General features: G+C 69.2%; 12 protein-coding genes. 5 read left to right on the forward strand and 7 right to left on the reverse strand.

Annotated elements, in window-relative coordinates; genetic code table 11:
- Window positions 1-24: 24 nt before the first annotated feature.
- Complete coding sequence (locus tag AC069I_RS38690) at window positions 25-4,317, reverse strand: GH92 family glycosyl hydrolase (RefSeq protein ID WP_478267571.1); 4,293 nt, start codon at window positions 4,315-4,317, stop codon at window positions 25-27.
- 199 nt (window positions 4,318-4,516) lie between these two features.
- Between AC069I_RS38690 and AC069I_RS38695 the strand changes: the two genes are divergently transcribed.
- Window positions 4,517-6,160, forward strand: a complete 1,644-nt coding sequence (locus AC069I_RS38695; protein WP_478232849.1) for a tannase/feruloyl esterase family alpha/beta hydrolase — start codon at window positions 4,517-4,519, stop codon at window positions 6,158-6,160.
- Between the two features lie 62 nt (window positions 6,161-6,222).
- Here AC069I_RS38695 and AC069I_RS38700 read toward each other — a convergent pair whose 3' ends face one another.
- From AC069I_RS38700 to AC069I_RS38715, 4 genes are all read right to left on the reverse strand, one after another.
- A complete protein-coding gene (locus AC069I_RS38700; protein WP_478228123.1) occupies window positions 6,223-6,885 on the reverse strand; it encodes an ABC transporter ATP-binding protein in 663 nt (220 codons plus the stop codon).
- Window positions 6,885-7,577, reverse strand: a complete 693-nt coding sequence (locus AC069I_RS38705; RefSeq protein ID WP_340681814.1) for an ABC transporter ATP-binding protein — start codon at window positions 7,575-7,577, stop codon at window positions 6,885-6,887. Before AC069I_RS38705 ends, AC069I_RS38700 begins: the two co-directional genes overlap by 1 nt.
- Complete coding sequence (locus AC069I_RS38710; RefSeq protein WP_478267644.1) at window positions 7,570-10,146, reverse strand: FtsX-like permease family protein; 2,577 nt, start codon at window positions 10,144-10,146, stop codon at window positions 7,570-7,572. The genes AC069I_RS38705 and AC069I_RS38710 overlap by 8 nt, the downstream gene beginning before the upstream one ends.
- 147 nt (window positions 10,147-10,293) lie before the next feature.
- Entirely contained in the window at window positions 10,294-13,482 is a 3,189-nt protein-coding gene (locus tag AC069I_RS38715; RefSeq protein WP_478267572.1) for an AfsR/SARP family transcriptional regulator, read from the reverse strand.
- Window positions 13,483-13,577: 95 nt separating this feature from the next.
- Here AC069I_RS38715 and AC069I_RS38720 point away from each other — a divergent pair, with 95 nt between their 5' ends.
- Together AC069I_RS38720 and AC069I_RS38725 are read left to right on the forward strand one after the other, a co-directional pair.
- Window positions 13,578-14,453: an NAD(P)-dependent oxidoreductase gene (locus AC069I_RS38720; RefSeq protein ID WP_478228125.1), complete on the forward strand. Its 876-nt coding sequence runs from the start codon at window positions 13,578-13,580 to the stop codon at window positions 14,451-14,453.
- 11 nt (window positions 14,454-14,464) lie between these two features.
- Complete coding sequence (locus AC069I_RS38725) at window positions 14,465-15,325, forward strand: NAD(P)-dependent oxidoreductase (RefSeq protein ID WP_478228126.1); 861 nt, start codon at window positions 14,465-14,467, stop codon at window positions 15,323-15,325.
- Between the two features lie 71 nt (window positions 15,326-15,396).
- Here the strand turns inward: AC069I_RS38725 and AC069I_RS38730 are convergent, their stop codons facing one another.
- Window positions 15,397-16,302, reverse strand: coding sequence for a LysR family transcriptional regulator (locus tag AC069I_RS38730; RefSeq protein ID WP_478228127.1), 906 nt, complete (start codon window positions 16,300-16,302; stop codon window positions 15,397-15,399).
- A gap of 79 nt (window positions 16,303-16,381) precedes the next feature.
- Between AC069I_RS38730 and AC069I_RS38735 the strand changes: the two genes are divergently transcribed.
- Together AC069I_RS38735 and AC069I_RS38740 are read left to right on the forward strand one after the other, a co-directional pair.
- Window positions 16,382-17,284 (forward strand): EamA family transporter, encoded by a 903-nt coding sequence (locus tag AC069I_RS38735; protein WP_478267573.1) that lies wholly within the window; start codon window positions 16,382-16,384, stop codon window positions 17,282-17,284.
- A gap of 249 nt (window positions 17,285-17,533) precedes the next feature.
- Window positions 17,534-17,719 carry a hypothetical protein gene (locus tag AC069I_RS38740; RefSeq protein ID WP_478267574.1) on the forward strand — a complete coding sequence of 62 codons (186 nt, stop codon included), beginning with the start codon at window positions 17,534-17,536 and terminating at the stop codon, window positions 17,717-17,719.
- 2 nt (window positions 17,720-17,721) lie between these two features.
- Here the strand turns inward: AC069I_RS38740 and AC069I_RS38745 are convergent, their stop codons facing one another.
- Window positions 17,722-17,958, reverse strand: coding sequence for a hypothetical protein (locus tag AC069I_RS38745; protein WP_340681820.1), 237 nt, complete (start codon window positions 17,956-17,958; stop codon window positions 17,722-17,724).
- Window positions 17,959-17,979: the final 21 nt, after the last annotated feature.

Consider the following 17,979-nt stretch of genomic DNA (forward strand, 5'->3'; position numbering starts at 1 on the left):
GGCCTTCACGTACTCACCGGAGGACTACAGCTTCGCGCACTGCCCGGCGGCCGGGCCGCGGACGGTGTTCTGCAGGTCGTAGTCCGTCGGAACGGGGGAGTTGGCCGCGCACGCCAGAGGTCCACCGATCGTGCTGGCAGTCAGCACCGGCCCCTTGTTGCCCGTCAACGCCACCGGCCCGCCGATCTCGGTCAGCTCGATCGAGACCGACCCGGTCGTCCCGGTGATCGCCACCGGACCGCCCACCTTCGTCCGGTCCAGCACGACCTGCGCCGCGCCGGTCGCCGTCAACGGCCCGGAAATCGAGCCGCCGCGAACGATCAGGCTCGCACCCGCCGCCACCGACACCGGACCGGAGATCGTCGCACCGTCCACACAGGTCACGCCGCTCCGAACGGTCAGCGGACCCTTGCGCTCGCCGGTGATCGTCTCCGTGCATGCCGCGTCGGGCTTGCCCAGCACCTCGAACTCCGACAGCGACGCCTCCCCGCCCGTGGTCGCGGTGACCTCGAGCCGGTAGTAGGCGTAGTGCGCCGGATTCGCGATCTTGAACGCCCTGGCCTGCTGGCGCCACTGGAACGTCTGGTCGGTCCGCCGATCCGCGACCGCCCACGTCTTCCCGTCGTAGGAGCCCTTCAGCACCCAGCTCTTCGCGTCACCCGCGCCCTTGCCCGAAGTCAGCGTGTAGAACGAACCCGCCTCGTTCGTCGAAGGCACCTGGTACTGGATCGGCGCCTTGACCTTCGCCTCGGTCCGCGACGTGTTGTCGAAGAACGCGGCGTCCCCGCCGGAGACCGGCTTGGTCAGGTCGTGTACCGGGGTCGGCACCGCGTCGCCCTTGGTGATCGACTTCGGCGCGTCGTCCGGGCCGGTACCCCACGACGACGGGTTCGGGCCCATGTCGAAGTCGAGCGTCCCGCCGTTCGCGATCGCCGAATGCGCCAGTGACGTCGAGGTCTGCGCCTTGCCGTTCACCTTCAGACCCTGCACGTAGACGTTCTTCGCGCTGTTCTTCGGCGCGTTGACCACGATCTTCTTGCCGCCGGGCAGGTTCACGGTCGCCTTGGTGAACAGCGGCGAGCCGATCGCGTAGTCCGAGCTGCCGACCTGCAGCGGGTAGAAGCCCAGCATGCCGAACAGCCACCAGGCCGACTGCTCACCGTTGTCCTCGTCACCGCCGTAGCCCTGGCCGAGCTCGCTGCCGACGTACAACCTGGCCAGCGCCTCGCGGACCTTCGCCTGTGTCTTCGACGGCTGACCCGCGTAGTCGTACATGTAGAGCGTGTGATGCGCGGCCTGGTTGGAATGCGCGTACATGCCCATCCGCACGTCCCGTGCCTCGGTCATCTCGTGGATGACACCGGGGTAGGTGCCGAACTTGAGACCCTGCTCCGGCTTGGCGAAGAACTCGTCCAATTTGGACGCCAGCCCCGCCTTGCCGCCGAAGAGGTTCGCCAGGCCCTGTCCGTCCTGCGGCACCGAGAACCGCATGCCGTACGCGTTGGTCTCGGTGTAGTCGATACCCCAGACCTCCGGGTCGAACTCCTCCTTGCTCCGGGTGAACTCGCCCGCCGCGTCACGGCCCTGGAAGAAGCCGACACTCGGGTCGAACACGTTCACGTACTGCGTCGCCCGCTCGGTGAAGTACCCGTAGTTGTCCAGGTACTCCTGCTTGCGCGGATCGTTCGCCGGAGCCTCGTCGTGGAGCTTCTTCGACATGTTCGCGATGGCGTTGTCGTTGACGTAGCCCTCGATCGCCCACGAGAACCCGTGGTCCGCGGTGTTCGGCGCGTACCCGAGGAACGTGCCCTCGTCGATTCCTTTGCGTCCGACCGCGCCGTTCGGTGGGGTCACCGTCGCGTTCTTGATAGCCGAGTCGTAGGCCGACTGGACGTCGAAACCCTTGACTCCCTTGAGGTAGGCGTCCGCGAACGCGGCGTCCGAACTCGTGCCGGTCATCAGATCCGCGTAACCGGGGGAGGACCAGCGTGAAATCCAGCCGCCGTCACGGTACTGCTGCACGAAACCGTCGACGAGCTTGCCGGTGGTGTCCGGGCTGAGCAGCGAATACGCCGACCACACCGTCCGATAGGTGTCCCAGAACCCGTTGTTGACGTAGAACTCGCCGTCGACCAGTTTCGCCCCGGTCTGCGTCGGGGTGTCCTGACCGGCCTTGGGCGACACCGGGCTCGCGTACTTCTTCACCGGCTTCTCGACGGTGCCGACGTTCTCGAAGCCCGAGTTCGGGTACAGGAACAGGCGGTACAGGTTGGAGTACAGCGTGATCAGCTGGTCCTTCGAGGCGCCTTCGACCTCGACGACCTTGAGCTTCTCGTCCCACGCGTTCTGCGCGGCACCGGCGACGGACTCGAGCGTCGCGTTCGGGGCGAGTTCCTGCTCCAGGTTCTTCTTCGCCTGGTCCACGCTGATCAGCGAGGTCGCGATCCGCATGTTCACCGTCTTGTCGGCGCCCGCGTCGAACTTCAGGTAGCCGAGGACGTTGTCCCGTTTCTGGTCGCCCGAACCGGTCGACAGCTTCGAACCGGCGGTCACCGGCTTGTCGAAGGTGGCGTAGACAAACATCCGGGTGGCGCCGGCCGACAGCCCGCTCTTCACGTCGCTGTACCCGGTGATCGCCCGGCCGGCGGGGTCGAGGGTGAGCCCGCCGTTGTTGTTGACGTTGTCGAAGATCAGGTTCGAGTCCGCCCCGGGGAACCTGAAGCGGTACAGCGCCGCGTGATCGGTCGGCGCGACCTCGGCCTTGATCCCGTTCTCGAAGTCGACACCGTAGTAGTGCGCCCGCGCCGTCTCGTTCGAGTGCTTGAACGGCAGCTTCCGCGCCTCACGGTCGGGATTCGGCACGCCGGACGCGGTGGAGGGCAGGAACTGGAAAGTCTGCCGGTCCGCCATCCACGGACTCGGCGCGTGACTCGCGGAGAACGCCTGCAGCGCCGGGAGGTTCTGCTCGTTGTTGCGCGAGTGGTAGGAGTACATCCAGCTCAACGTGCCCGCGTCGGTCGTCGGGATCCAGAAGTTGAACCCGTGCGGAACCGCGGTGGCGGGCATGTTGTTGCCCCGCGAGAACGACCCGTTCGACAGCGAGCCGCGAGTGGTGAGCACGTTGTCGGACGGGCGAAGGCTCGCTGGCGGTGTCGGCGTCGCCGAAACCTTGATGTCGTCCAGCCAGCCCTGCAGCGAACCCGGGCCGTCGGCGTTGTCGTAGCCGACGAGGATCCGGTCGATCGTCTTGCCCTTCGCGACCACACCGATCTGCGAGCGCACCAGGTTCCACTGGTTGGTGTACAGCACCTTGCTCGCGCCCTGGCCCTGCGGGGAAAGCCCGAAACCGTACTGGTCGACCGCGCCGAGCTGGCTCAGATAGGTGCCGTCGGTGAACGCCAGGTCCACCGCGACGTTCGTGCTCGGGTACTTGAGGTCGCCGCGGATGAACTCCGGCTGCACCTTGTACGACAGCTCCGAGGTCGCCGCCACCGGGATGTCGACGTCGAAGATCTTGTTGTACGACCAGCCGTGCCCCTGCGCCTTGTGGCTGCCGGAGTAGCGGAACGCGCGCAGACCGGTGAACCCGACCCGGTTCTTGCTGGTGTAACCGCTGCCGGGGCCGCTGTCGGTGAAGCTACGCATGTTCGGCAGCGCAGGCGGCGCCGGGTCCTCGTTGGCCAGCAGCAGCTCCGAGAGCTGCATGATCGGGCCGCCGTTGTTCTTGGTGATCTCGAGCCGGAAGAACTTGTACGCGGCGCTCGCGGCGGCGAGGCGGTATTCCTTCTTCTGGAACGGCTCGCTGAACTTCTGCCCGGTCTGCTTGTCCAGATCGGTCCAGGTCTGGCCGTCGGCGGAGCCCTTCAGCGTCCAGTCCTGCGGGTTGCGGTTGTCGAAGTCGTTCGCCGAGGACAACGCGTACCGGGTGATCGACGTCGGCTCGGACAGCGTGATCTGCGCCCAGCCGGTCGGGGTCCAGGCCAGCCACTTGGTGTCGGTCGAGCCATCGACGAGGTTCGCCACCCCCTCGTTGGGGGTGTTCTCGCTGTTGGCGGAGACCTCGGTGACCTTGCCGCGGATGTCACCGGGGATGGTGGTGGCGTTCGCGCCGTCGACACCGAAGGCCTTCGGCTTGCCGGACGGGTCGACGTCGACGGTGTCGCTCCACGTCGGCTGCGGTTCGCCCGGCTCGAACGAGGAGTAGAAGTCCGGCGGGGCCTCTTCGGCCGCGGCGGTGGCGGGGAGGGCTACCAGCCCGGACGCCACGACCGTGGCACTCAGAAGGCTGCAGACCCAAGGTCTGACGCTTCGGGGCATCGTTGCACCAATGCTTTCTCGCAGGGGACCGGTGACGCCAAGAGAGAAAAGCTCGCGTGTGACATCGATGTCAAGACACTCGGACAAACCTGGCCCGAACTGGACAACCCGGATGCCCGGAAACCTGGTGGACAACCGCCGGGGCCGGGGCCAGGGTGAAGAGACGACTGAGGCCGATCCGGGAAACTGGGGTGGGGACATGCGGCGGTTGTCCATGCTCGGCGTGGCAGCGCTCATCACGGCAGGCTCGATACTCACGGCTCCGGCGGCCACCGCCGGAGAAACGACGTTCCGCCCGGTGCGCACCTGCGCCGATCTGGTGCGGACCTATGACATCCCCGGCGCGGTCACGCATGTCGAGACCGCGACCGTGGTACCGGCGACGGCGACCGAACCCGAGAACTGCGACGTCCGCGGCTACGTCGAACCTGCGGTGCGGTTCCAGCTCCGGTTGCCCACCAAGACCTACGCGGGCCGGTACCTGCAGTTCGGCTGCGGCGGGTTCTGCGGGGTGGTCACCACGCCACCGTTCGCCGACTGCGGCCTCCCGCACGGCGGCGACGTCGCGGTCGCGGCCACGGACGACGGTCACGTCGGCAAGACCCCCGCGATCGTCGATGACGGCAAGTGGGCCGAGAACGACCAGGCCGCGCGCGACGACTTCGCGTTCCGCGCTCCGCACGTGGTCTCGAAGGCGTCCAAGCGGCTGATCACGCAGTTCTACGGCGCTCCTCCGAAGAAGTCGTACTTCAGCGGTTGCTCCGACGGCGGCCGCGAGGCGCTTCTGCTCGCGCAGCGCTATCCCCACGACTTCGACGGGATCCTCGCGGGCGCGCCGGCCGGATATTGGGGGCCGCTGCTCGGCGTCTACCAGACCTGGCTCGCCAAGGTGAACACCGGCGCCGACGGCGAGCCGATCCTGACCGAAGACAAACTCCCGGCCCTGCACGCCGCCGCACTGTCCTCTTGCGACAAGTCCGACGGGCTCGGCGACGGTGCCATCGACGATCCGCGCACGTGCCGCTTCGACCCGGCCACGATCGCCTGCCCGCCGGGCACCGACAACGCGGGCTGCCTCACCACCGCACAGGTCGAAGCCACCAAGAAGATCTACGCGCCGCCGACCGACGAACGCGGCCGCAAGCTGTACCCGGGTGGCCAGACCGTCGGCTCCGAACTCTCCTGGTACGGCTGGATCATCCCGTCCCCGGAAACCGGCGGGATCCCGTTCGCGCACTCGCTCGCCGACAACTACCTGAAGTACATGGCGTACCCGATCGGGACACGGCATTCGTCGGTCGAGAAGTTCGCCTTCACCGCTCGTGAATTCGACAGGCTGACCCCGGAAGGCGTCCGCTCCAACGCGATGTCGACGGACCTGCGCGAATTCCGGCGTGCGGGCGGGAAACTCGTGATCTGGCACGGCTGGGCGGACCAGGCGATCCCCGCCGCGGGCAGCATCGACTACTACGAGCGGCTCACCCGCGCCAACGGCGGCCCCGCCGCGACGCGGGACTGGGCGCGGCTGTTCATGGTGCCCGCGCTGTACCACTGCGCGACCGGCGACAAGCTGACCGAGTACGACCCGCTGAAGGAACTCGTCTCCTGGGTCGAGCGCGGCGCCGCGCCGGACCGGACGGTCGCCACCGGCCGCGACGCCGACGGCAAGGTCTTCCGCACGCGGCCGGTGTTCCCGTATCCGCTGCAGGCGAAGTACGACGGCACCGGAAGCGTCGACGACGCGGCCAACTTCGTGCCAGTCCCGCCCTCGCGGCCTTCGCGCGATCTTGTGAACTGGGCGGGAAACGGGCTGTACGGGAAGGCAGGGCCGGTAGCTCCCTAGAGGTGTTGGGGCGCGTCTCGTGAGTGGTAAGGACGGTTAGAACCGTCCTTACCACTCACGAGTCAGGAGAGGACGCCGTCCAGCAGTCGTACCCGCCGGTCCGCGATCCGGTGCACCTCGTCGTCGTGCGTCGCCACGATGACCGCGGCGCCCTCTTCGGCGCAGCGCCGCAACAGCCGAAGCACCCGCGGCGTGCTCCCGGCGTCCAGGTGCGCCGTCGGCTCGTCGGTGAGCAGGACCCGGGGCCGCCCGCTGACCGCCCTGGCGAGCGCGACCCGCTGCTGCTGCCCGAACGAGACCTCGAGTGGGTAGCGGTCACCGAGATCGCCGATCCCGAGTTCCTCCAGCAGCTCCGAAACCCGCGTGTGGATGTCTTTCGCGCTGGGCTTGGGAACGTCGGATCGGAGCCGCAGCGGCAGCGCCACGTTCTCCGCGATGGTGAGCTCGTTCGCGAGGCCGAGCGCCTGCGGCAGGACGGCGCAGGTGTGCCACGGCGGCGCGCCCGCTATCGGGACGCCGTCCAGCAGGACACTGCCCGAATCGGGCGAGTCGAAACCGCACAGCAGCGCCAGCAGCGCGCTCTTGCCGGAACCCGACCGGCCGGACACGGTGACCAGTTCTCCCGGGGCCACCCGCAGTTCGAGCCCGCGCAGGACTTCGACGTCCCCGCTGGGATGGGGGAACCGGCGGCGCAACCCGACGGCCTCGAGGGCGGGTTCCGCCATCACGGCACGACCTCCCGTTCTTCGACTTCTTCCAGCCTGCCCTTGTGCATCCGCGCGACCCGGCTGCCGAGTTCGATGAGCCGGTCGTCGTGCGACGCCACGATGACGGCGAAATCCTGATCCGCCAAATACTTCAGGGTGTCGAGCACCCGGTCGGCGGAGCCTTCGTCCAATTGGGACGTCGGCTCGTCGGCGAGTACGACGGTCGAGCGTCGGGCGAGGGTGCAGCCGAACGCGAGGCGCTGCTGCTGTCCGCCGGACAGTGCGGAGATCCGCCAGCTGCCGGTCCCGCCGAGCCCCAGTTGCTCGAGGATGTCGTCAGGCAGGCATTCGGTCCCGGCCGATTCGGCCGCCGCGCGGAGATTGTCCGCGACGCTCAGATACGCGAGCAGGTTGTCGGTCGGATTCTGGAACACCAGGCCGAGGTGGTTCCGCCGCAGCGCCCGCCGGTCACGATGCCGCAGCTTGCCGGTTTCGCTGCCTTGGAAGGAGATCGTGCCCCGTACGGGCTGCTCGAAGAGGCCGAGCGTCCGTAGCAGGGTGGACTTGCCGGAGCCGGACGGCCCCGCCAGCACGGTGATCCCGCGCGCCGGGATGTCGAAGGTGACGTCCTCGACGCCGGTGACCGTGCCCGCCGGCGTCTGGTAGTCGACGCCGATCCCGCGCAGCCGGAAGATCGGTTTCTCAGGCACGGATCAACTCCGCGGTCCGGGCGGTGCGCACCGAGCGCATCGCGATCCAGCCCGCCAGCGCCACGACGAGCACACCGACGGCGAGCACGGTCAGGGCGAGCGGGGTCGGGTCGGGCAGCGCCGACTGCGGCGGGAGGAACGTCGCCGGATCGAACCGCGGCACCGAAAGCCCCGCGACCGAGACACCGCACACGACGCCGATGACCATGGCGAGCCCGCTGAGGGTGCCCAGTTCCATCAGATGACTCGCCAGCAGGGCACGTGGCCGCATTCCCATCCGCAGCACCAGAGCCCCGGCGAGCGCGTTCTGGCGCCGTCGGACTTCGACCGCGACCAGCAGCGACAGCACGGCCACCACGCCGAGCACGGCCCCGAGCAGGGCCATGAACGAGAACGTCCAAGACACCACGTAGAACGGGAGCGCGTCGAGCGCGGACTCACGGGTGACGCGGTTGACCGCCGTCATCACCCCCACCGAGGCCAGCGCCTCGGTCACCCGCGTCATCGACGAGCTGGACAGCACGCTCCACTTGGGCACGGTGCGCAACTGCGCCTCGGTGAGCGATTCCCGCGAGATCACGTACCCGGCCTTGGTGCCGATGATCGGGAACATCGGCAGTTCACCGATCGCCTTGGCCTCGGCGAGACCGGCGGGCAACGTGGTCTTCTGGGCCGCGTCGTGTCCGATCCGGATCGCCGGGACACCGGTGCCCTGGCTCGACAGACCGCTCAGCAACCGGTCGACCTCGGCGCCGTCGAGCGGACCGAGCGTGGCGGCCTGCCGGAAGGTCCGCGGGTCCACGACCAGCACGACATTGCCGGTGCCGGTCAGCTCGCCGACGATCGTGGTGCCGCCGTCCAGTGAGGCGGGCAGCGCGACCTTCCCCGTGCCGACGACGCTTTCGGTGTCGACCCTGGTCTCGGCCCCGACGAAGATGGCGGACTTCGTCTGCAGGGCTTCTTCCTGCCCGCGCGCGATGCCGATCCCGGTGGCCAGGGTCCCGATGGCGAGCGTGCCGATCACGAGCACACCGGTGACCGGCGCGCGGGCGCTGGCGAGCCGCCGGATGGCCAGTTGCAGTGCAGGCCGGGACCACAGCCGGGCGCGATGCGAGGCGTGCAGGGCGAGCCAGGCCAGTCGTGCGGCGACGAGCCCGACCGTCAATACGACGAACACCGGATACGTGAGCGCGAGCGGGTCGACCTGGGGGAGCGGATTGCCGATCCGCGATCCCTTGCTGTAGTCGACGAGCCGGTTCCAGCCGAGCAGGGCGACACCGGCGGTGAGCAGTTCCCACGGGAAGAAGGCCAGGAACTTAACCTTCTTGCGCCGTCCGGAGCGGACCCTTCCGAGTTCGAACTCCCGATGGGTCCGGACGGAGATCACCCCGGCGAGCAGTGCGAGCGAGACGAGCAGGATCCCGGCCGCGACGAGCGATCCCCAGAACGTCGCGCCATCATCCAGTTCACCTGGTGGTCCGTAGAGCCCGAGCAACAGCCGCGCGAGCGCCGCGCCCAGCGCGCCACCGGCGACGATCGGGAGCCCGAGTTCGGCGACCGCGAGCAACCCCAGCGCCCCAGGGCCGCTGCCGCGTGCCGACAGCAACCTCAGCTGCGGGTGCCGCCGCTGGTACCACTGCAACGCGACGGTGCCGATCCCCGCGCAGCCGACGAGAATGCTGATGGCCGCGAGCGGCAGGATCGAGACCAGGACGTTCGATTCCGCCTGGTTGCTGATCTCGACCGAGCGCTCGAACGGCAGCGACCCGACGATCGCGTCACCGAGGCCACGGGAGCCCAGATCCGCCTTGACCGCGGCGATGAGGGCCTTCCCCCGTTCCTCCAGGTCCTCGGCTTCGCTCACGGTCTTGGGCGGAGCCTCGTAGAACGACATGTGCAACGTCTTGATCGTCGGGACGCCCAGCGCGCGGACCGTGTCGTCGAACGTCTTCCCGTCGTTGGCGAACATGACCGAGTCGAGCGGGTCGTTGGCGAGCCTGCTGACGACGGCGTTCCGCTGCTGCGAGCACCACCAGCGCGGCGCCGTGTCGGGAAGGTCGCGGTACAGCCCGGTCACCGGGGGTATCGGGGTGTCCTTGATGCTCGGCGTGGCTCCGACCTTGATGTTCTCCGCCCCGGCGACGACGGTGCCGAGCAGGAACCCGGCGCCCGCGGATCCGCTCGTCACGTCGAGGTGGCCCTGCGTCGCCTGGTCACGATGGGCGAGAACGACCTTGTAGTTGGGGTCGCCGTTGAACTCGGTGCCGTAGAGGTACTGCGTGTAGCGGGAGGTGACCGGCGCGGGAAAGCCGTGCGCCGCGGCGTTCCGGCGGACCGAGTCGACGACCTGCGGAGCCACCGCGGCGGGCACGTTGTCCTTGCTGAAGACCGGCCCGTAGTAGTCCGGGCACACGATGCCGGACTGATACGTGACGGCCGCGCCACCCGCGGCCGAGGCCTGCAGGACGGCGGCGGTCCCGAGGAAACAGGCCAGCAACGCGGTCACCGCGGCGATGATCAAAGTCAGGGGACTGGTCAGTGCCGCTTTCGGAGCCGCTCGCCACGGCATCGTCACCCTGGGCCCGCCGGGAGCCCCCCACTTCACCCGCATGGATACGCACGCTACCGGTCATGGCGCTCCGGCGACAGGAAGAACTCACTGTTTGTTGCTGACGTGAAGTAAGGCCTGGTCCATTGTGGTGACACGGGCCCGTGCTCACTGACTGTCCGTCACCAATTGATCGATGGGTGTCGTCTCACCCGCCTCGCACTCCGCCGAGAATGCGGTTTCTCCGAGCGCCGCGACGATCACGCCGGTGATCCTGTCGACGTCGTCGCGTTCGGCTTTCGGCAGGGGTGCACCCACCGAGCGCCGCGAAGCCGCCGCGGCACCGAGCAGCCGCGCGGCCAGGCGATACGAGCCGGCTGCCGCCTCCGCGCCGGCCAGGCCCTCGAGACCGAGCGCGATCGCACGGGGATCCTCGCTCTGGCGAGCGATCGCGAGACCGTCCAGGTGGAGCCGCTTCGCCGCCACCGCGTCTCCGCGTTGCTCGGCGATGAACCCGAGCTCCGCCAGGATCAGGGTGCTGCCCGCTTCGGACTCCACACGGCGATGCCAGTCCAGTATGGACAGCAGCCGCCGCTCGGCCTCATCGAACAGCCCCTGGCGCCGTGCGCCGAGCGCGAGCCCAGTCTCGGCGTACACCTCACCGGGTTTGAAACTGTGCTCGACGGCCAAGGTCCTGGCCCGCTCGTGGAACTCCTTCGCTCCTTCGAAATCGCCAGTGAGCAGCGCCGTCCGGCCCAGCCACGACAGTTTGTAGGAGACCTCCGGCCACAACTCCAGTTCCTCCGCGCGGCGAAGGCTTTCCCGATGGACGCGGGCGGCGTGGTCGTAATCCCCGGCGATCGACGCCAGCATGCCGATGACGAACGAAGCCTGAAGCCAGCCCCAGCGTTCGCCGAGCCCGTCGAAGATGCCGGCGCTCTGCGCCGCGATCCGGCCACCTCCGGTGAGGTCGCCACCGGCGATCAGGTGGGCCGCCCTGTCGCTCAGCGCGGCGGCGGCGCTCCAGTCGTCACCGATGTCGCGGGCGGTTTCCAGCGCGCCGAGCGTGAGCTTCTCCGCCCGGCACAGGTCGCCGACCGTGGACCACGCGTAGCCGAGGAACCACAAGATCCGTGCTTGTACGAGAGGATCGGTGATACCCCACGCGATCTCTTCCGCCGCTCCGTCCGTGCCGGTGCCGTCGAGCACGGCGATCCCGGTGCGCCAGCCGAGGGCCTGCGCGTATTCATCGCCGGTGCCCGCCTCGGTGCCGAGCACGAGGTCCAGCGAGCGCTTGGCCTCGGTGAGCCGTCCGCGGAGGAACCAGAACCACGCCGTCGCGTTCACCAGTCGCGACGCGAGCCGATGTTCTCCTTGCCGCAGCAGCGTTTCCAGCGCGCGCCGGGTGTTGGCTCCTTCAGCGTCCAGCCTGTCGAGCCAGCGCCGCTGCTCCCTCCCGCGCAGGCCCGTGTCCCCGCGTTCGGCCAGCTCGACGTGGAAACGGGCGTGCCGCAAGTACAGGTCGTCGAGTTCGCCCGCCTGCTCGGCGTGGTCCAAGGCGTATGCCGATACGGACTCCAGGAGCCGGAACCGCGGTTCACCGGACCTGCCGGGCCTGCTGACCACCAGCGACCTGTCGACGAGCCGGGACAGGAGATCCAGCACGTCGCCGGCGGCGATCTCACCGCCGGCGCAGACCGACTCGGCCGCGTCGAGCCCGCAGCCCTCGGCGTGGACGGCGAGCCTGCGCAGCACGATCTGCTCGGGCTCGCTCAGCAGGCTCCAGCTCCAGTCGATCATCGCCCGGAGCGTCTGCTGGCGACGCGGCCCGCCTCGCCTGCCCGACGACAGCAGGGCGAACCGGTCGTCGAGGCGGGCGAGGAGTTCGTGCACGCCCAGCGTCCGCACGCGGGTGGCGGCGAGTTCGAGCGCCAGCGGGATGCCGTCGAGCGTGCGGCAGATCCGGGCGACCACGGCCGCGTTCTCCGCGTCGAGCGCGAACCCCGGCGCGGCCGCGGCGGCACGCACGGCAAACAACCGGACCGCGCTCGACTCCCGCACGCCGGCGAAATCCGGCAGCTCGGGCAGCTCCAGCGGCGGTACCACCCAGACGTTCTCCCCTGGCAACCCGAGCGGCTCCTGGCTGGTGGTGAGCACGCGCAGCCGGGGCGCCGCCGCGAGCAGCCTTTCCACCAATGCCGCGACCGGCTCGACGACCTGTTCACAGTTGTCCAGGACCAGCAGGATCTCCTTGTCCCGCAAGGCATCGGCCAGCGACTGGGACAGCGTTCCAGTCGACGTCGCGTCCTCCCGGAGATCCAGCACGGCCGCCAGGACGACGGCGACGAGATCCTCGGGCGGGCACGTCGGGCACTCGACGTTGTCCAGACCCGCCAGCTCGACGAGCCAGGTGCCGTCGCCCATCACGACCTTCGACGCGGCCTCGATGGCGAGCCTGGTCTTGCCCACACCGCCGGGGCCGGTGAGGGTGACCAGTCGTGCGTCGGTGACGAGCGCTACCACTTCCTTGACCGCTGTCGTGCGGCCGACCAGCTCGGTCACCGCCTCCGGCAGGTTTCCGCGCACCGGCCCGGCGGCGCGGACTGGCTCGAGGTCCGGACTGCGGGTGAGGACCGCCTGGTGCAACGCCGCGAGCTCCGGCCCCGGTTCGAGACCGGATTCGTCACGCAGGCGGGCGCGCAGTTCGGCGTAGGTCTCGAGAGCTTCGCTGTGCCGTCCGGCCGCGTACAACGCGCGCATCAGCAGGCCGCGGAGCCGTTCCCTCAGCGGATGGCGCGAGACCAGCGCGGCCAGCTCCCCGGTGAGGACGCCGTGCTCGCCGAGCGCCAGCCGGGCTTCGGCTCGCTCCTCTTCGGCGAGCAGCCTTTCCTCCTCCAACCGCTGAGCAGCGGCGACGGCGAACGGCTCGTCCTCGAATCCGGCGTACGCGGGCCCTCGCCACAACGCCAGCGCGTCCGCCAGCAGTGTGGCACGGGCGCGCGGGTCGACGGCGTCGCGGGCCCGTGCGGTGAGCGCGCGGAACCGATGGACGTCCAGGTCACCCGGCTCGACGGCGAGGACGTACCCGGCCGGTTGGTGCGTCACGAGTTCCCGCGCGCCATGCTCGGCGCGATCCAGCGCGCGGCGCAACTGGGAGATCTTCGTCTGCAGGGTGTTGCCCGGATTGCCCGGCGGATGCTCGCCCCACAGGTCGTCGGTCAGCGACGACACCGACGCCGCCCTGCCGTCGCGGCTCAGCAGCCCGGCGAGCAGGAGGCGGACCTTCGCCTCGGGCACGACGACGGGCTCGCCCGCGGTCGTCCACACGGCGAGTGGTCCCAGCACTCCGAATCGCACGAAACCGACGTTAGCGCGGAGCACCGACAAGATCGTGCGCGAGGCCGTGCGCGGACCCGCAGCGATCCGTGCGCGGCCCGCGTCACGGTGGTCCCATGAGCGAACACGGCAAGACCCCGGTGACGGTACTGGGGCTGGGCGCGATGGGAACCGCGCTCGTAGAGGCACTACTGGCCGCGGGACATCCGGTCACCGCGTGGAACCGGACCGCGAGCCGCGCCGAGGCGGTGGCGGCGAAGGGAGCTTCGGTCGCTTCGACCGTCGAGGACGCTCTCGCGGCGAACCAGATCGTGATCGCCTGCCTGCTCGACTACGACTCGGTGCACGAGGTCCTCGACCCGGTGGCGTCCGGGCTCAAGGGACGGCAGCTGATCAACCTGACCAACGGCACCCCCGGCCAGGCGCGCGAAATGGGTGGTTGGGCCGAGGAACTGGGCGCGGAGTACTTGGACGGCGGGATCATGGCCGTCCCGCCGATGATCGGCACCCCCGCGGCGTTCATCTTCTACAGCGGCTCGGGCACGGTCTTCGGCCGGGCACGCACCGCGCTCGACACCTTCGGCGGCGCCAACTACCTCGGCGCGGATCCCGGACTGGCGCCCCTGCACGACATCGCGCTGCTCAGCGGGATGTACGGGCACTTCATCGGCGTCATCCAGGCATACACGCTGGTCGGCTCGGCGGGGGTCAAGGCGCGGGAATTCGCGCCGCTGCTCCGAGCCTGGATCGACGCGATGAGCGGCTTCCTGGAGCGCGCGGCCGAACAGATCGACGACGGCGACTACGTGACCGACGTCGTCTCGAACATCGCGATGCAGGCGGCCGCCTACCCGAACCTCGCCAAAGCCGCGGCGGAACAAGGCGTCAGCGCCGAACTGCTCACCCCGCTGCAGTCGCTGATGGACAAGCGGGTCGCCGATGGACACGGCGCCGAAGACCTGATCGGCGTCATCGAACTCCTCAAAAAGTAAAGGAAGACACAATGATCACACTGATCGGGCTCGGCCCGATGGGACAGGCCATGGTCCGGGTACTCCTGGAGAACGGCCACGGAGTGACGGTCTGGAACCGCACCGCCGCCCGCGCGGACGACGTCGTCGCGGCGGGCGCCGTGCGCGCCGCGACTCCCGCGGACGCGGTGGCGGCGTCGGAGCTGGTGCTGCTGAGCCTCACCGACTACGCCGCCATGTACGACATCCTCGGCAAGGCCGAGGACGCACTGGCGGGCAAGGTGATCGTCAACCTCAGCTCGGACACTCCGGAGAAGACCCGCGAAGCCGCGGACTGGGTCAAGGCCCGTGGCGGGCAGTTCCTCGCGGGTGGTGTGATGGTGCCCGCCGAGTTGGTCGGCAAGGAGGAGGCGTACGTCTTCTACAGCGGCCCGGCTGACGTGCTCGAGAAGCACCGCGAGACCCTGGCGCTGATCGGGCGGCCGGATTACCTCGGTGACGACGTCCGGCTGGCGCAGCTGTTCTACCAGGCGCAGCTGGACGTCTTCCTGACCTCGCTTTCGGTGTTCATGCACGCGAGCGCGCTGGTGCGCTCGGCCGGTGTGCCGGTGGAGAAGTTCCTCCCGTACGCCAAGGACAACTTCAAGATGATGGATTTCTACCTGGACGCCGCGGCCGAGCAGATCGAGAAGGGCGAACACCCCGGCGACGACGCCAGCGTGACCATGATGGGCGCGACGGCCGACCACATCGTCCAGGCGAGCCGGGACGCCGGGGTCGACCTGGCCCTGCCCGAGGCGGTCAAGTCGCACTACGACCGGGCGATCGCCGCCGGACACGGACGTAGCTCGTGGACCAGCCTTTTCGAGATCATCAAGGCGGACCGCAAGTAAGTGCCCGGCTCGTGCGGCCACCAAGGTCGTGAAGGCCTCCTTGCCTACCCTGAGGGTTGGCAAGGAGGCCTTCACGACCTTCGGGCAGGGTGCGAAGGGCGAGTTTCGCTCACGACGCCCAGAATCTCCAGGAAGGCCTTCGCCGCCGGAGTGACCGTGAAGCGGTTCCAGACGAGATGTTCGATCCGCGCGGGCGCGTCCCGCACCGGCACGGTGACCACGTCGGTCAGGTTCGGCACGAATTTCGACGGCAGCAGCGCCACCCCCAAGCCCTGATGGATGAGCCGCGCCATGAAGTCGGCGGCCGTCACCTCAAAGGCGACCTCCCGGGTCACTCCCGCCGCGGCGAAGGCCTGATCCGTCTGGGCACGCCCCGCGGATCCGGACGGGAAGTCGACGAACACCTCCGACGAAAGCCGCTTCAAATCCACTTCGGACTCGACGGCGAGAGGGTGTCCGGGAGCCACCACGGCGATCAGATCGTCCCTGCCCAGTTCGCAGGTGGCGACGCCGTCCGGCCGGTCGGTCACCGGAAGGCCGAGGAACGCGACCTCGATCGCACCGTCCTTGATCTGCTCCACCAGCTGCCCGCTCGCCCCGACCCGCAGCCCGATCCGGACGTGCGGATACCGACCGCGAAAGGTCTGCAGGGCGGCCGGGACGTCGACCGCCGCGACGGTCGGGATCACACCGACGGTGAGCCGCCCGCGGATCTCGCCGACGGCCGCCGCGACCTCCGATCCGGCCCGCTCCGCGGCCTCGAGGCATTGCCGGGCGGCGGGCAGGAACGCCTCTCCGGCGGCGGTGAGCCGCACCCGTCGGCTCGTGCGCTCGAACAGCCGCGCGCCGAGTTCTCGTTCCAGCCGCGCGATCTGGTGGCTCAGCGCCGACTGCACGACGAGACACCGTTGCGCGGCACGCGTGAAGCTGTTCGTTTCCGCCACGGCCACGACGTATCGCATCTGCTGAAGCTCCATGAATCCATCTTGAATCACGATGGATCAAGTGACAAACATGTGTTGGACTCATTGATCGTCGGCGTCGAAGCTGGGAAGCGTGAAAACGCTGACGACCACACCGCTCGCCGCAGGTCTCGCCGGAACCGCGCTGACCGCCTTCGCCCCCATGGTCTGGGGGACGACCTACGTGGTCACCACCGAACTACTTCCGCCTGGACATCCGCTCTTCGCAGGGCTCATGCGCGCCTTGCCCGCCGGACTGATCGCGCTCGCCATCACCCGCACACTCCCGCGCGGCACCTGGTGGCTGAAGGCCGCCGCGCTCGGCGTCCTCAACATCGGGATGTTCTTCCCCTTGCTGTTCGTCGCCGCCGAACGGCTGCCCGGCGGCGTCGCGGCCACGCTCGGTGCCGCCCAGCCGCTGCTCGTCGCGATCCTCGCCGTGGCCGTGTTACGCCAGAACCCGTCCGCGTGGCGGCTCGCCTGGGGGATCGTCGGGATCGTGGGTGTCGGCCTGGTGGTGATCGGACCCGCGGCGGGCTTCGACCTGATCGGGGTGCTCGCCGGACTCGGTGGCGCGGGCACCATGGCGCTCGGCGTCACGCTCACCAAACGATGGGGACGCCCTGCCGACGTCGGGCCGACCGCGTTCGCCTCGTGGCAGCTCACCGCGGGCGGGTTGTTTCTGGTACCGGTGACCTTCTTCTTCGAAGGCGCACCGCCTGCCATCGACCTGAACGCGGCACTCGGCTACCTCTGGCTCGGCCTGATCGGCGGCCTGCTCGCCTACGTGCTGTGGTTCCGTGGCATCACAGCCCTGCCGGTCACGTCGGTCGCGGTCCTCGGCCTGCTCTCGCCGATGGTCGCCGCGGTACTCGGCGCCGTGCTGCTCGGTCAGTCGCTCGGGCCGATCCAGCTCGTCGGCTTCGCGCTCGCTCTGGCCTCGATCGTGGCAGGCCAGATCACCCCGAAGAGCAAGCAGGAAGGCGCTGTCCGATGAAGATCGCCGTTGTCGGAGCGTCGGGAATGGCGGGTTCCCGCATCCGGACGTGAACGTCGTGCGCGGCGACGTCACTGACACAGGGCACATGAGAGCGGTATTCGGGGGAGTCGATGCCGTCGTGGGCGCGACGAGACCGGCGCCCGGCGCCGAAGACACGGTCGCCGCCACGGTCACGGCCCTGCTCGACGCCGCGGCGGGCACTCGCGTCCTGGTCATCGGCGGCGCCGGGCCGTTGCGGGCGACTGGGTGTACCTCAGCCCGCCCGCGATGCTCGAGCCCGGCGTCCGGACCGGCGTCTACCGGCGGGGAACGACGACCATCCTCACCGCGGAGGACGGGTCATCCGGGATATCGGCGGAGGATCTCGCGGTCGCCGTCGTGGACGAGCTCGAGAATCCGGGCCCGGACCGGCATTTCACCGTCGGGTACTGACGCTACAGCCGCCACTTCAGCTCGGGCGGGTCTCCGGGCGAGGGCGTTTCGGGGCTCCGTTCGGCCTCGATCTGGATCTCGATGTTGGTCTTGTGCGAGATCGGGTCCCAAATCTCCTCGATCGGCGCCAGCAGTGACTGGCTGACGCCTGCCCGGCGGGCACGCGCGGCGTACCACGCGAACCCGGCCAGGAAGAGGGGAAGGCTGAGGAACGCGGCCACGGGCGCCAGGACCTCCATGCACCCGACGATACAGTAACG

This window comes from Amycolatopsis sp. NPDC043885 (assembly GCF_056435685.1).

Bases quoted from the DNA above. Each gene is read 5' to 3' on its own strand.
- AC069I_RS38725 (WP_478228126.1), top strand. From the start codon at position 14,465: ATGATCACACTGATCGGGCTCGGCCCGATGGGACAGGCCATGGTCCGG.
- AC069I_RS38710 (WP_478267644.1), bottom strand. From the start codon at position 10,146: ATGCCGTGGCGAGCGGCTCCGAAAGCGGCACTGACCAGTCCCCTGACT.
- AC069I_RS38745 (WP_340681820.1), bottom strand. From the start codon at position 17,958: ATGGAGGTCCTGGCGCCCGTGGCCGCGTTCCTCAGCCTTCCCCTCTTC.
- AC069I_RS38690 (WP_478267571.1), bottom strand. From the start codon at position 4,317: ATGCCCCGAAGCGTCAGACCTTGGGTCTGCAGCCTTCTGAGTGCCACG.
- AC069I_RS38700 (WP_478228123.1), bottom strand. From the start codon at position 6,885: ATGGCGGAACCCGCCCTCGAGGCCGTCGGGTTGCGCCGCCGGTTCCCC.
- AC069I_RS38695 (WP_478232849.1), top strand. From the start codon at position 4,517: ATGCGGCGGTTGTCCATGCTCGGCGTGGCAGCGCTCATCACGGCAGGC.
- AC069I_RS38730 (WP_478228127.1), bottom strand. From the start codon at position 16,302: ATGGAGCTTCAGCAGATGCGATACGTCGTGGCCGTGGCGGAAACGAAC.
- AC069I_RS38720 (WP_478228125.1), top strand. From the start codon at position 13,578: ATGAGCGAACACGGCAAGACCCCGGTGACGGTACTGGGGCTGGGCGCG.